Source organism: Streptomyces sp. NPDC046712, from assembly GCF_040645695.1.
GTDB lineage: Bacteria > Actinomycetota > Actinomycetes > Streptomycetales > Streptomycetaceae > Streptomyces.
The window spans coordinates 113,563-126,899 of record NZ_JBEYYW010000004.1; the positions used below are offsets into that span (position 1 = coordinate 113,563).

A 13,337-nucleotide genomic window follows, 5' to 3' on the forward strand; every position below is an offset into this window, starting at 1 on the left:
GCGGTTACTGCCGGGTGCCGCCGAGTGACTACTCGGTGAAGCACTCCTTGGTGCCCTTGTGCAGCTTCAGGCTCAGGTTGCTGAGCTTGAACGTTCCGGCGGTGGTCGCCCACGCCTTCTGCTCCACGTTGGTCAGCTTCGCCGTCTTGGCGCGCTGCGAGAAGCCGTACGGGTTGGCCTGGGTGCCCGGCTGGATGCCCGGGTCCTTCAGGGAGCCCGCGGCCACGCCGATGTCGATGTTGCCGAACTCGGCGTCCGCCTTCAGCGAGGAGACATCGAGGTAGATGTCCTTCGCGTAGACCGGCTTCTCCGGGTTCGTACCGGCGCGCAGCTCCAGCGAGACGTTGCCGATGAACGGAACGTCCGGCGTCACGACGGACTGGCACATGTTGGTGATCCAGGCCTCGGAGAAGCCCGAGACGCCGACCGGCTCCGCGAACGGCTTGCCGTGCAGGTCCTTGCCCGCCGCGACGCTGCCGTACTGGACGAAGTCCTTACCGACAAGGCTGTCGGCCTTCACCTTGAACTCCTGGCCGGAGATGCTGAAGGACGCGGCAAGCGCGCCCTGAGCCAGGCCGACACCGATCGCGGCCGTCGCGGCCACACTCGGCACCATGACAACGGCGAACCGCTTCCATCTGGTCCCGCCACGAACCTGGGACTTCATGAGAATCCTCCTTCTCGGACGTACATCTCCGGATGGGCCCAGGGCCCGTCCTGGGATGGGAGAAGTGCTACGTCCTCGGGAAGGAGCGCCGAACACCGGGCGCGACGCGCGTCCGATTCACCGGCGATCACCCCCGAGCGACAACCACTGGCCACGCCTTGCGCGCAACCTCCTTGGACAGGCCCTGCCGGTGAGAGCAGGAACCCCCCTGTCCACGGCCGGCGCCACTGTCGCCGGCCCGCTCGGTGGGGACCCTCGCCGCGAACCCGGTTGGTTGCCGGGCTGGTGCGGTTTCGGACCGAGCGTCGCCGATCGTGGTCCATTACGAGCCGGGGCACAAGGGGGTTCGTTACTGACTAGTAACGGCTGGATAACCGCGCCACGACGGGGCGATGTCGCCCGGCCACACAGGGTGCCGTCTACGCGCGCCATACATCGGGAGGATGAGGGTGAAAGCCGGACAGAAATCCGGGTTCGATTTACTGCAAGTAACAGCGGCCGCGATTACCAAGTTTTGGTAAAGCGCGGCCGCGTTTTGTCACTGTGTCGCCAAATCGGCGCGATTCCGACCCTCGCGCGCTGACCGCGTGAGGGCCGTGCGCGGGCCTAGAACAGCACCCGCGCGAGGGCCTGACGGGCCGTCGTGACCCGCGGGTCCTCCGGGCCGATGACCTCGAACAGCTCCAGGAGACGCAGTCGCGCCGCGTCCCGGTCCTCGCCGGCCGTACGCCGCACGGCGTCCACGAGCCGACCGAAGGCGTCCTCGACGTGACCGCCCACGAGATCGAGGTCGGCGGCGGCGATCTGCGCGGTGACGTCGGCCGGGTTCTCGGCCGCGTTCTTGCGCACCGCCTGCGGGTCCATGTCCTGCACCCGGGCGAGCAACTCGGCCTGGGCCAGACCCAGCTTGGCCTCCGGGTGGCCGGGGTCGTCGGCGAGCACGTTCTTGTACGCCTGGACGGCGCCGGCCAGGTCACCGGCGTCCAGCGCCGACATGGCCGCCTCGAGCAGCGCGTCGTACGGGCCGGCCGGCACCGGGGCCGCGGCGGCCTCACCGGCGGCCTCGGCGTCCGGGTCCACGACGATGCCCGTGAGGCCGAAGCGCTCCTCGCCGACCTGGATCAGCTGGTCCAGGGTCTGCCGGATCTGGGCCTCGGGCGCCGCACCCTGGAAGAGCGGCAGCGCCTGACCGGCGACCACCGCGAAAACGGCCGGAATTCCCTGGATGCCGAACTGCTGCATCAGCATCTGGTTGGCGTCGACGTCGACCTTCGCGAGCAGGAAGCGACCGTTGTACTCGACGGCCAGCCGCTCCAGGAGGGGGCCGAGCTGCTTGCACGGCTCGCACCACTCGGCCCAGAAGTCGATGACGACCGGAACCTCGGCCGAGCGCTGCAGGACATCGCGCTCGAAGCCGGCCTCGTCGACATCGATCACCAGGGCAGAGGGGGAGACGGCCGCCGCGCCACCCTGCCGGGCGGCCTCGGCACGCGCCTGCTCCGCTTTCGCCTTGGCCTCTCCGGCCGCCTTCACCGCGGCGAGGTCGACGACGCCGCTCATGGACATGTTTCTGGGCTGCATGAGTACATCCTCCCCCTTCCGCGCACGTAACCGGTACGTCATGGCTGAACCGTGCACCGAAGTGCACGGTTCGTATTCTGTTGCGCCGGGTCCCCACCTGGCGCGTGTGGTTGTCGCTGGGGCCTATCAAGCCTTTCGCTACGAGTCGTAGCGTAACTCCCACACCCGGTCCGCGGACAGATCCGTCCGGTGAACTGGCTCACATCACCGGCCTCTGGCGCAATACCTACCGGCGGGTATGGTCGATCCCCATGTGTAGCCGCACCAGTTCCCGCAGCCGTACCGGACGCCCCCGAAGTGTCGAGGCCGATGCCGCGATCCTCGAGGCGACCCGTGCCGCCCTGGTCGAACTGGGCTGGTCCAAGCTGACGATGGGCGATGTGGCCGGCCGGGCCGGGGTCGCCAAGACGACCCTCTACCGGCGCTGGGCGAGCAAGAACGAGCTGGTCGTGGACGCCGTCGCCGTCCTCTTCGACGAACTCGAACTCCCCGACCTGGGCTCCCTCCAGGCCGACATCGAGCATGTGGTGCTGCAGTTCGCCGCGCTGCTCCAGCGGCCGGAGACCAAGACGGCCCTGATGGCGGTGGTGGCGGAGTCCACCCGCGACGAACCGCTGCGCGAGCGCATCCGCAGTTCCATCGTCGACCGGCAGAAGCGGCTGGTTCTCGAGGGTCGCCAGCGCGCCCAGAACCGCGGCGAACTGCCCGCCGACCGGGATCCGGTGTCGATCGACGACACCGACGACCTGATCTTCGACGTGATCGCGGGCGCGGTGGTCCACCGGGCGCTGGTGAGCGCGGAACCCGTCGACGAGGCATGGGTCCAGCGCTTCACCGCCCTGCTGCTCGGCGGACTCGGCGCGGCGGCGGCGCGGGGCTGAAATTCCCTGTCCGGCACGGATCCCGAAAGCTAGGGTCACGCCGTGACGACGACCTTGAACAGCGCCGTGCGCGCGCTTCTGGACGACATCAACCCGGCGATCCTGGGCACCGTCCACCCCGACGGCTCTCCGCAGACCTCGGTGGTCTGGGTGGCGAGGGACGGTGACGAGCTGCTGATCTCCACCCAGGACGGCCGCCGCAAGGTGCTCAACGTCCGGGCCGATCCCCGGGTCAGCCTCACGGTGTACGACCGCCGGGACCCGCTGCGGTACGCCGAGATACGGGGGACGGCCGCGGTCACCGAGGACGCGGGCCGCGCGCTCGCGGTCGCGCTCGCGGAGCAGTACGAGGGGCCGGGCGCCGGTCAGGAGTACCTCGAGCTGCCGCCGGAGGAGGTGCGGGTGGCCATCCGCATCACGCCGTCGAAGGTGCTCGGCACGGCCGCGAAGGAGTGACCGACGGGGGCGGTACCGGACCTCCGGTACCGCCCCCGTCGTCAACTCGCCGTACCGGCTAGAAGCCGGGGGGCTCCGTGTAAATGCCCCACTCCTCGCGGAGCACGTCGCAGATCTCGCCGAGCGTGGCCTCCGCGCGGACCGCGTCGAGCATCGGGCCGATCATGTTCGAGCCGTCCCGGGCCGCCGCCAGCATCGCGTCGAGGGCGGCGCGGACCTGGGCGTCGTCGCGGCGGGCCTTGCGCTCGCCGAGGACCCGGACCTGCTCCCACTCGACCTCGTGGCTGACCCGCAGGATCTCCAGGTCGCCGGTGACCGAGCCGTGGTGCACGTTGACGCCGACGACCCGCTTGTCGCCCTTCTCCAGGGACTGCTGGTACTGGAAGGCGGACTCGGCGATCTCGCCGGTGAACCAGCCGTCCTCGATGCCGCGCAGGATGCCCGAGGTGATCGGACCGATCGGGTGCTGACCGTCCGGGTGGGCCCGGCGGCCGCGCTCCTTGATCTGGTCGAAGATCTTCTCGGCGTCGGCCTCGATGCGGTCGGTGAGCTGCTCCACGTACCAGGAACCACCGAGCGGGTCGGCCACGTTGGCCACGCCCGTCTCCTCCATCAGCACCTGCTGCGTGCGCAGCGCGATCTCGGCGGCCTGCTCGCTGGGGAGCGCGAGGGTCTCGTCGAGGGCGTTGGTGTGCAGCGAGTTGGTGCCGCCGAGCACCGCGGAGAGCGCCTCCACGGCGGTCCGTACGACGTTGTTGTACGGCTGCTGGGCGGTGAGGGAGACGCCGGCGGTCTGGGTGTGGAAGCGCAGCCACTGGGCCTTGTCGGTCTTCGCCCCGTAGACCTCCTTCATCCAGCGCGCCCAGATCCGGCGGGCGGCGCGGAACTTGGCGATCTCCTCGAAGAAGTCGAGGTGCGCGTCGAAGAAGAAGGAGAGGCCGGGCGCGAAGACGTCGACGTCCAGGCCGCGGGAGAGACCGAGCTCCACGTAGCCGAAGCCGTCGGCGAGGGTGTACGCGAGCTCTTGCGCGGCCGTCGCCCCGGCCTCGCGGATGTGGTAGCCGGAGACGGAGAGCGGCTTGTACGCGGGGATGCCCTGCGCGCAGTGCTCCATGAGGTCGCCGATGAGGCGCAGATGCGGCTCGGGCTGGAAGAGCCACTCCTTCTGCGCGATGTACTCCTTGAAGATGTCGGTCTGGAGCGTGCCGTTGAGGACGCCCGGGTCGACACCCTGGCGCTCGGCGGCGACCAGGTACATGCAGAAGACGGGCACGGCGGGCCCGGAGATGGTCATCGAGGTGGTGACGTCGCCGAGCGGGATGTCCTTGAAGAGGACCTCCATGTCGGCGGCGGAGTCGATGGCGACACCGCAGTGGCCGACCTCGCCGAGCGAGCGCGGGTCGTCGGAGTCGCGGCCCATGAGGGTGGGCATGTCGAAGGCGACCGAGAGCCCGCCGCCGCCGGCGGCCAGGATCATCTTGTAGCGCTCGTTGGTCTGCTCGGCGTTGCCGAAGCCGGCGAACTGGCGGATGGTCCAGGTCCGGCCGCGGTAGCCGGTCGCGTGCAGGCCACGGGTGAAGGGGTACTCCCCGGGCCAGCCGATGCGCTCGAAGCCCTCGTAGCTGTCCCCGGGCCGGGGCCCGTAGACCGGGTCCACGGGGTCGCCGGAGAGCGTGGTGAAGTCCGCGTCCCGCTTGCGGGCCTTGTCGTAACGGGCCTGCCAGCGGCGGCGGCCTTCTTCGATGGCGTCAGCGTCCATGCTTCAAATTTACTAGGACGTCCTAGTAAATGTCGATGGCAAACCTCCGTGCGAATCCGCACGGAGGTTCGGGTTCCGCGTGCCTACGCCTCGGCCGGGGCGGGCTGCGCGCCGCTGACCAGCGGCTGGACCTCGCGGACGATCTTGCGCTCGACGAAGAAGGCGGCGAACGGAATCGTCCCGGACAGCAGCACCCACAGGAGCTTGCCGAACGGCCACTTCGCCTTGGAGCCCAGGTCGAAGGCGAAGATCAGGTAGATGATGTAGAGGACGCCGTGGGCCTGGGAGACCGCGAAGGTCACGTCCTCGCCCATGTCGAACCCGTACTTGAAGACCATGCAGGTGCACAGCACGAGCAGCATGACGGCGGTCACGTACGCCATGACGCGGTAACGGGTCAGCACGCTGGATTTCATGCCGTCGAGCGTAACGGCACGTTCCGGGCGATCTTCGCCCGGCCCCGCCCCGAGCGTCAGGACTCCTCGAAGTCCGACGCCGCGACCCGCAGGGGCCGCAGCATCGCGAAGATCTCCGCGCACTCCTCGGCGTCGTAGACCCCGAGCCCGAAGTCCATCGCCATCAGGTCACGGGTGGCCGCCTCGACGACCTCGCGGCCCTTCTCGGTGATGGAGGCGAGCGTTCCGCGCCCGTCGTTGGGGTTGGGCCGCTTGTCGACCAGGCCCGACTTCACGAGCCGGTCCACCGTGTTCGTCACGGACGTGGGGTGGACCATCAGCCGTTCGCCGATCTTGGACATCGGCAGCTCACCGGCCTTGGAGAAGGTGAGCAGCACCAGCGCCTCGTAGCGCGCGAAGGTCAGCCCGTACGGCTTGACCACGGCGTCGACCTCCGCGAGGAGGATCTGGTGCGCCCGCATGATCGAGGTGATCGCGGCCATCGAGGGGACGGGCCCCCAGCGTTTCTGCCAGAGCTCGTCGGCGCGGGCGATGGGGTCGAACGGGAGACTGAGCGGCTTCGGCACGCGTCGACCTTACCCACTGGTCACATGCCGGTCAGCCCCGTCTCGTACTTCGGTCCCCTTCCGTGGCACGGACTTCGGCGAGAAGCGCCAGGACGCAGACGGTCCCCAGCACGCCCGCGCCGACGACCACCACGTGGACGGGGAGGAACTCGGCGGCGAGACCGGCCCCGGCCATGCCGACGCCCTGGATCGTCATCATGCCCGCGCTCATCAGGGTCATGGCCCGGCCCCGCTGTTCCTCCGGGACCGCGGCGACGAACCAGGCGTCGAGGCCGAGGGTGTACGCGCCGGTGACACCGGCCAGGACGAGGGCGACGGCGGCGAGGGCGATGCCGGGCCGGACGGCGTAGAGGAGGAAGGGCAGCAGCCCCACCGCCACCAGCGGGAAGACGATCCGCTCGCGGACCCGGGCACTGAGGGCGGAGCCGGCGAAGAGCTCGCCCGCGATGAGTCCGACGGGCATCGCGCACATGAGCAGGCCCACGGCGGCGGTGGAGGCGCCGAGCTCGCGGACGTAGGGGGTGGCGAGGGCCTCGGGGGTGACGACGAAGAGGGGCGGCACCCAGAACATCAGCATCAGCGCGCGGACGCGGCGGTCGCGCAGCACGCCCCAGGTCCCGCCGAGCCCCCGGCGCTCGCCGGCCGCGGTCGCCCGGGCCGGGCGGTGGGCCGTGCCGAAGCGCAGCAGCAGCGCGGAGGCGAGGAAGGTGGCGACGGTGATCGCGATGGCGCCGCGCGGCGGCACGACGGTGAGGAGCACACCGCCGACGCCGAAACCGGCGAGCAGGGCGCTCTGCGAGACGATCCGGAGGAGGGAGCGGCCGAGCACGAAGAGGTCGCCCTCGCCGAGGATGTCGGCGAGGGTCGCCATCCGGGTCCCGTTGAAGACGGGCGCGACGGCGGCGACGGCGCAGCGCAGCACGAGCAGCCCGGCGACCGGGGTCACGGGCGCGACCATGAGGGCGACGCAGCCGGCGCAGACGAGATCGCAGACGACGAGCACCCGCCGGGCCGGGTACCGGTCGGCGACGCCGCCGAGCAGCGTGCCGCCGAGCAGATAGGGCAGGAGACCCAGGGCGAAGGTGAGGGAGGAGAGGAGCGGCGAGCCGGTGAGGTCGTAGACGAGCACGGTCAGCGCGATCTCGCTGACGATGACCCCGAGCAGCGAGAGCAGATGCGCGACGAACACGGTCCTGAACTCCCGGACCCCGAAGACGGCCCGATACCCGGGCCCCCGCCCGGGGTCCCCCCCGGGACCGGTCGGCGGCGCGGCGGCGGGCTCGGGCTCCGGGGGCGTGGGTCTTGTGCGGTCTTCGGTGTGCTCGATCGACATGGGGCAAGCCTCGCCCCGGCCCGAGCCCAGCCCTAGACTTTCGGCTCCAGCCGAATCTTTCCGGGAGGGGCCGTGCCCTGCCCCGACTCTTTCCGGGAGGAACCATGCCCTACCACCTCCACTTCGGCGAGGCCGACCCTCTCCGGATCCGGTTCGCGCTCTCGCCGCTCTGGGAGACGCACTCCGCCGTGCGGGTGCTCGCGCGGCCCCGGCAGCAGGGCTATCACCTGCCCTGGCTGCGGCGGATCCGCGGCGCCGCCGAGGGGATCGATCTCGGGCCGCTGCAGCTGCTGATGCCCCTGCACGGGCACAGCCCGGACTTCCTCTATCCGCCGCCCCTCGGGCCCGCCGCCTCCTTCGAGGAGGAGATCGCGGCCATGCGCGCGACCGATCCGGCCCTCACCCTGGACGACTTCGCGCGGGCGCTCGACGACACCCCCGGCGCCGCGGCGACCGACGAGGGACGGCGAATGCTCGCCGACCCCGCGGGCACCGTCCAGCGGCTCGCCGATCTGCTGGAGGAGGCGTGGGAAGCCCTGATCGCGCCCGAGTGGCCCCGGCTGCGGGCCCTGCTCGAGGCCGATGTCGCCTACCACTCCCGCCGGCTCGCCGACGGCGGCCTGGAGCGCCTGCTCGGCGAGTTGCACCCGAGCTTCGCGTGGGCCGCCGACAGCGCCACCCTCACCGTCGCCTACCGCGGTGAGCACGTCCGCGCGCTGGACGGGCAGGGCCTCGTCCTCATGCCGTCCGTCTTCACCTGGCCGGACGTGGTGAGCGGCTTCGATCCGCCCTGGCAGCCGACCGTCGTCTACCCGGCGCGCGGGATCGGCGGGCTGTGGACCGAGGCCCGGGAGCGGACGCCGGACGCGCTCGCCCGGCTCCTCGGCCGGGCCCGCGCGGACGTGCTGTGCGCGCTGGACGAGCCGGCCGGCACGAGCGCGCTCGCGCACCGGCTCGGTCTCGCCCCCTCCTCCGTGTCGGCGCATCTGTCCGTCCTGAAGCAGGCCGGGCTGCTGACCTCCCGCCGGTACGGCCACCAGGTCCTCTACGAGCGCACCCCGATCGGCATCGCGCTGGCCGCGGACACGGTGTCGCACCCCTCCCCCGACTGACCGTCATGTCACGACGACGCCCGCCCGGCCGGTGACGGGCAGGGCCGTTCGCGGGGCGGGCACGACGAAGCCCCCGGGCCGTCGGGCCGGGGGCTTCGTGCGGGTTCGGCGGCTCAGCCCGCCAGGTGGCGCTCCACCGTGGCGACCTTCGAGGTCAGCCCGTCGGTCACGCCGGGCCGGACATCGGCCTTGAGCACGAGCGAGACGCGTGGCGCCCGCGCCTCCACGGCGGCGACGGCGCGCCTGACGACGTCCATCACCTCGTCCCAGTCCCCCTCGATCGAGGTGAACATCGCGTCGGTACGGTTCGGCAGCCCCGACTCCCGTACGACCCGGACGGCGTCGGCGACGTACTCCCCGACCTCCTCGCCGACACCGAGCGGGGTGACGGAGAAGGCGACGATCATGCGTTCACCGTGCCCTCGCGGCGGGCGCGGGAGGCGATGACGGCGTCCTCTGCCTCGCGCTTGAGCTTGCGCTCGGCGAAGAAGCCGCCGAAGGGCAGCACGGAGAGCACGAAGTAGAGCGCCGCCGTCTTGAAGTTCCACTTGGTGCGGTTCCAGGCGTCGAGCCAGAAGAGCACGTAGAGGATGAAGAGGATGCCGTGGACCGCTCCCATGACCGGCACCGCGTTGAAGTCGGTCGTGCGCTTGAGCACCGAGCAGACCAGCAGCAGCAGGAAGGACACGGCCTCGGGGGCGGAGACGAGCCGGAGTCGCTGGAGGGAGGAGGCGGTCTTGATGTCCACGGGGTCACCTTCGGTGGGAGGGGGCAGGTGATCTTGTGAATGGATGCACAAGCGTCGGTCCATTGTGGCACCCGACTTTGCTGTCCCTTTGTCCGGGGGCCCCGTAACCTCGCTCCGTGGCAACGTTCCGACTCCAAGGCAGCAAAGTGCTCGCCGTCGACATGACCGGTGACGCCGTGAAGGCGAAGAACGGCTCGATGGTCGCGTACGACGGCCAGATGGCCTTCAAGAAGATGTCCGGCGGCGGTGAGGGCCTGCGCGGCATGGTCACCCGCCGGCTCACCGGCGAGCAGATGGAGGTGATGGAGGTGAAGGGCCAGGGGACCTGCTGGTTCGCCGACCGCGCCTCCGAGATCAACCTCGTCTCCCTGCACGGTGACAAGCTCTACGTCGAGGCGAGCAATCTGCTCTGCACCGACGCGGGGCTGCGCACCGGCACGAGCTTCACCGGGCTGCGCGGCGGAGCGACCGGCAACGGTCTCTTCACGACGACGGTCGAGGGCACCGGCCAGGCGGCGATCATGTCCGACGGCCCGGCCGTGGTGCTGCGCGTGTCCCCGCAGTACCCGCTCTCCGTCGACCCCGGCGCGTACATCGCCCATCAGGGCAACCTCCAGCAGAGCTTCCAGTCCGGTGTGACCTTCCGCACGTTCCTGGGTGAAGGCGGCGGCGAGGCGTTCCAGATCCGCTTCGAGGGCGACGGGTTGGTCTACGTGCAACCGAGCGAGCGCAACACGATCGGGGGTGACGTCTGATGCCGTTCCGCGAGATCAACTCAAAGATGGTCGAGGCCCAGGTGGTGCCCGGGCAGCGCATGTTCAGCCAGCGTGGCGCGATGCTCGCCTATCGCGGCGACGTCACTTTCACGCCGAACATCGCCGGCGGCCAGGGCGGTGTGATGTCGATGATCGGCCGCCGCGTGGCGGGCGAGGCGACTCCGCTGATGACCGTCGAGGGCAACGGCACGGTGATGTTCGGGCACGGTGGTCACCACATCCAGGTGATCCAGCTGACCGGCGACACCCTCTACGTCGAGGCCGACCGCCTCCTCGCCTTCGACGGCACGCTGGAGCAGGGCACGATGTTCATGGGCTCCCAGGGCGGGGTCATGGGCATGGTGCGCGGCCAGGTGACGGGCCAGGGGCTCTTCACGACGACGCTCAAGGGCCACGGCGCGGTCGCGGTCATGGCCCACGGCGGGGTGATCGAGCTGCCGATCACCCCGGGACGCGCGGTCCATGTGGACCCGCAGGCGTACGTCGCCCATCACGGCGACGTACGGAACAAGCTCTCCACCGCGCTGGGCTGGCGCGACATGGTGGGGCGCGGCTCGGGCGAGGCGTTCCAGCTGGAGCTGAGCGGCAGCGGCGCGGTGTACGTACAGGCCTCGGAGGAGAAGCTGTGACCGGTCCGGTGGTCCTCGACCCGATGACTCTGCCGTCGGACGACAACGTCAATCCGTACACCTTCTGCGTGGAGCTCAAGGGCTCCCAGTGGTTCCTGCAGAAGGGCAAGATGATCGCCTACTACGGGCGGATCGACTTCAACGGCATCGGACACGGGCGTCTCGACCGCCTGGTCCGTACGTCCTTCCACTCGCCGCTGCACGCGAGCGACTGGGTGGTGGCGGAGGGCAGCGGCAAGATGCTGCTCGCCGACCGGGCCTTCGACGTGAACTCGTTCGACCTGGACGAGGGCAATCTGACGATCCGTTCAGGCAACCTGCTGGCGTACCAGCCGACGCTGGCGCTGAAGCAGTCGATCGTGCCGGGCTTCGTGACGCTCATCGGCACGGGGAAGTTCGTGGCGGCCTCGAACGGGCCGGTGGTCTTCATGGAGCCGCCCCTGCGGGTGGACCCGCAGGCGCTGGTGGGCTGGGCGGACTGCCCGTCGCCGTGCCACCACTACGACCACGGCTACCTGACCGGCGTGATGGGCGGCGTACGGGCGCTGACGGGGATCGGGGGCACCTCGGGCGAGGAGCACCAGTTCGAGTTCGTGGGCGCGGGTACGGTGCTGCTCCAGTCGACGGAGCTGCTGATGGCCGAGCGGGCCATCGGTGAGACGCCGTCGCAGCCGGGGGTGCCGGGCGGTCATGGACCGGTCGGTTCCGGCCACGGCCAGGGCGGATCCGTACCGCGCCTTCCCGGACAGCTCGGGGACCTCCAGCGTCGCTTCGGGCTGTAGCCGGTAGTCTGCGGAGTGTGACGTCATCGAACGGCGTCGAACGCCGTCGAATGTCCGCACCCGTACACCGGGGTCCTGGGTGCCCGGCGTCACACCCCCTCATTTCGTCCAGCATTCAACTTCTTAGGTAGAATCCATATATGGAGACCGAGACGGCCACCCCCTGGCTCACCGACGCCGAGCAGTGTGCGTGGCGCACGTACCTGGACGTCAACAGGATGCTGACGTACCAGCTGGAGAAGGATCTCCAGCCCTTCGGCCTGACCATGAACGACTACGAGATTCTGGTGAATCTGTCGGAGTCGGCGGCGCGACGGCTGCGTATGAGCGACCTCGCGACGGCGACACTGCAGTCCAAGAGCCGGCTCTCGCACCAGATCACGCGCATGGAGAACGCGGGGCTCGTGCGCCGCGAGAACTGCGAGTCCGACCGCCGGGGCCTGTACGCGGTCCTGACCGACCACGGCATGGACACGATGCGCAAGGTGGCACCGCACCACGTGGAATCGGTGCGCCGCCACTTCATCGACCAGCTCAGCTCCGACTCGCTGGGCGACCTCCACGAGTCCCTGAAGCCGGTGGCGGAACAGCTACGCGGCCGCCGAGGCAAGCCGTAGACGAAGAAGGCCCGGTGCGCGGATGCGCACCGGGCCTTCTTCGTGTCCGTCAGTTGCCCGTCAGGCTCGCGATCAGCTCGTCGGAGGCCGCGTACGGGTCCAGCTCGCCCGCCACGATCCGCTCCGCCAGGGCGTCCAGGCGGCGGTCGCCGTGCAGGTCGCCGATGCGCTCCCGCAGCGCCGTGACCGCGATCGTCTCGACCTCGCGCGCCGAGCGCGAGCGGCGGCGCTCCGCCAGGACCCCGTGCTCCTCCATCCACGCGCGGTGCTTCTCGAGCGCCTCGACGACCTCGTCGATGCCCTCGCCGCGCGCCGCGACCGTCTTCACGATCGGCGGCCGCCAGTCGCCCGGCCCGCGCGCCTCGCCCAGGCCCAGCATGTGGTTCAGCTCGCGGGCCGTCGCGTCCGCGCCGTCCCGGTCCGCCTTGTTCACCACGTACACGTCGCCGATCTCCAGGATGCCCGCCTTCGCGGCCTGGATCCCGTCGCCCATGCCCGGCGCGAGGAGCACCACCGAGGTGTCGGCCTGGGAGGCGATCTCCACCTCCGACTGCCCGACGCCCACCGTCTCCACGAGGATCACGTCGCAGCCCGCCGCGTCCAGGACGCGGATCGCCTGCGGGGCCGCCCAGGCGAGCCCGCCCAGGTGGCCACGGGTCGCCATCGAGCGGATGTAGACGCCCGGGTCCGAGGCGTGCTCCGACATCCGGACCCGGTCGCCGAGCAGCGCTCCCCCGCTGAAGGGGGACGAGGGGTCGACGGCCAGGACGCCGACCCGCTTCCCGGCCCGCCGGTACGCCGCCACCAGCGCCGACGTCGACGTGGACTTGCCCACGCCGGGCGAGCCCGTCAGGCCCACCACGTACGCACCGCCGGTCAGCGGCGCCAGCGCCGCCATCACCTCGCGCAGCTGCGGGGACGCCCCCTCCACGAGTGAGATCAGCCGGGCCACGGCGCGCGGCCGGCCCTCCCGTGCCTGGGCGACCAGTTCGGGGACGTCCACCATGTTCAACC

16 protein-coding genes are annotated in these 13,337 nt (G+C 70.5%); 7 read left to right on the forward strand and 9 right to left on the reverse strand.

What is annotated here, in order from left to right; all coding sequences use genetic code 11:
* Nucleotides 1-28: 28 nt before the first annotated feature.
* Complete coding sequence (locus tag ABZ939_RS07060) at nt 29-667, reverse strand: DUF6230 family protein (RefSeq protein WP_361850175.1); 639 nt, start codon at nt 665-667, stop codon at nt 29-31.
* Between the two features lie 606 nt (nt 668-1,273).
* Nucleotides 1,274-2,248, reverse strand: a complete 975-nt coding sequence (locus tag ABZ939_RS07065) for a tetratricopeptide repeat protein (protein ID WP_361850177.1) — start codon at nt 2,246-2,248, stop codon at nt 1,274-1,276.
* 251 nt (nt 2,249-2,499) lie between these two features.
* Between ABZ939_RS07065 and ABZ939_RS07070 the strand changes: the two genes are divergently transcribed.
* Both ABZ939_RS07070 and ABZ939_RS07075 read left to right on the forward strand, forming a co-directional pair.
* Nucleotides 2,500-3,129: a TetR/AcrR family transcriptional regulator gene (locus ABZ939_RS07070; RefSeq protein WP_361850179.1), complete on the forward strand. Its 630-nt coding sequence runs from the start codon at nt 2,500-2,502 to the stop codon at nt 3,127-3,129.
* Nucleotides 3,130-3,171: 42 nt separating this feature from the next.
* Nucleotides 3,172-3,585: a PPOX class F420-dependent oxidoreductase gene (locus tag ABZ939_RS07075; protein WP_361850181.1), complete on the forward strand. Its 414-nt coding sequence runs from the start codon at nt 3,172-3,174 to the stop codon at nt 3,583-3,585.
* A gap of 58 nt (nt 3,586-3,643) precedes the next feature.
* On the opposite strand, the gene ABZ939_RS07080 is transcribed toward ABZ939_RS07075, so the two are convergent.
* The 4 genes from ABZ939_RS07080 to ABZ939_RS07095 form a co-directional block, all read right to left on the reverse strand.
* Nucleotides 3,644-5,344 carry a methylmalonyl-CoA mutase family protein gene (locus tag ABZ939_RS07080; protein ID WP_361850183.1) on the reverse strand — a complete coding sequence of 567 codons (1,701 nt, stop codon included), beginning with the start codon at nt 5,342-5,344 and terminating at the stop codon, nt 3,644-3,646.
* 83 nt (nt 5,345-5,427) lie between these two features.
* Nucleotides 5,428-5,760 (reverse strand): DUF3817 domain-containing protein, encoded by a 333-nt coding sequence (locus ABZ939_RS07085; RefSeq protein WP_361850185.1) that lies wholly within the window; start codon nt 5,758-5,760, stop codon nt 5,428-5,430.
* A 56-nt stretch (nt 5,761-5,816) separates the two neighbouring features.
* A complete protein-coding gene (locus tag ABZ939_RS07090) occupies nt 5,817-6,326 on the reverse strand; it encodes a MarR family transcriptional regulator (protein ID WP_361850187.1) in 510 nt (169 codons plus the stop codon).
* Between the two features lie 31 nt (nt 6,327-6,357).
* Nucleotides 6,358-7,515 (reverse strand): MFS transporter, encoded by a 1,158-nt coding sequence (locus ABZ939_RS07095; protein WP_361850189.1) that lies wholly within the window; start codon nt 7,513-7,515, stop codon nt 6,358-6,360.
* Between the two features lie 248 nt (nt 7,516-7,763).
* Between ABZ939_RS07095 and ABZ939_RS07100 the strand changes: the two genes are divergently transcribed.
* Nucleotides 7,764-8,771 (forward strand): DUF5937 family protein, encoded by a 1,008-nt coding sequence (locus ABZ939_RS07100; RefSeq protein WP_361850191.1) that lies wholly within the window; start codon nt 7,764-7,766, stop codon nt 8,769-8,771.
* 113 nt (nt 8,772-8,884) lie between these two features.
* Here ABZ939_RS07100 and ABZ939_RS07105 read toward each other — a convergent pair whose 3' ends face one another.
* Nucleotides 8,885-9,178, reverse strand: coding sequence for an MTH1187 family thiamine-binding protein (locus tag ABZ939_RS07105; RefSeq protein ID WP_361850193.1), 294 nt, complete (start codon nt 9,176-9,178; stop codon nt 8,885-8,887).
* On the reverse strand, nt 9,175-9,519 hold the full coding sequence (locus tag ABZ939_RS07110; RefSeq protein WP_361850195.1) for a DUF3817 domain-containing protein: 345 nt from the start codon (nt 9,517-9,519) through the stop codon (nt 9,175-9,177). The genes ABZ939_RS07105 and ABZ939_RS07110 overlap by 4 nt, the downstream gene beginning before the upstream one ends.
* Nucleotides 9,520-9,635: 116 nt before the next feature.
* Between ABZ939_RS07110 and ABZ939_RS07115 the strand changes: the two genes are divergently transcribed.
* The 4 genes from ABZ939_RS07115 (at nt 9,636) to ABZ939_RS07130 (ending at nt 12,323) form a co-directional block, all read left to right on the forward strand.
* On the forward strand, nt 9,636-10,274 hold the full coding sequence (locus ABZ939_RS07115) for an AIM24 family protein (protein ID WP_361850197.1): 639 nt from the start codon (nt 9,636-9,638) through the stop codon (nt 10,272-10,274).
* Nucleotides 10,274-10,924, forward strand: a complete 651-nt coding sequence (locus ABZ939_RS07120; protein WP_361850199.1) for an AIM24 family protein — start codon at nt 10,274-10,276, stop codon at nt 10,922-10,924. The genes ABZ939_RS07115 and ABZ939_RS07120 overlap by 1 nt, the downstream gene beginning before the upstream one ends.
* Entirely contained in the window at nt 10,921-11,706 is a 786-nt protein-coding gene (locus ABZ939_RS07125) for an AIM24 family protein (RefSeq protein ID WP_361850201.1), read from the forward strand. Before ABZ939_RS07120 ends, ABZ939_RS07125 begins: the two co-directional genes overlap by 4 nt.
* A gap of 140 nt (nt 11,707-11,846) precedes the next feature.
* A complete protein-coding gene (locus ABZ939_RS07130; RefSeq protein ID WP_361850203.1) occupies nt 11,847-12,323 on the forward strand; it encodes a MarR family transcriptional regulator in 477 nt (158 codons plus the stop codon).
* 49 nt (nt 12,324-12,372) lie between these two features.
* Here ABZ939_RS07130 and meaB read toward each other — a convergent pair whose 3' ends face one another.
* Nucleotides 12,373-13,329, reverse strand: a complete 957-nt coding sequence (gene meaB / locus ABZ939_RS07135; protein ID WP_361850206.1) for a methylmalonyl Co-A mutase-associated GTPase MeaB — start codon at nt 13,327-13,329, stop codon at nt 12,373-12,375.
* Nucleotides 13,330-13,337 lie beyond the last annotated feature (8 nt).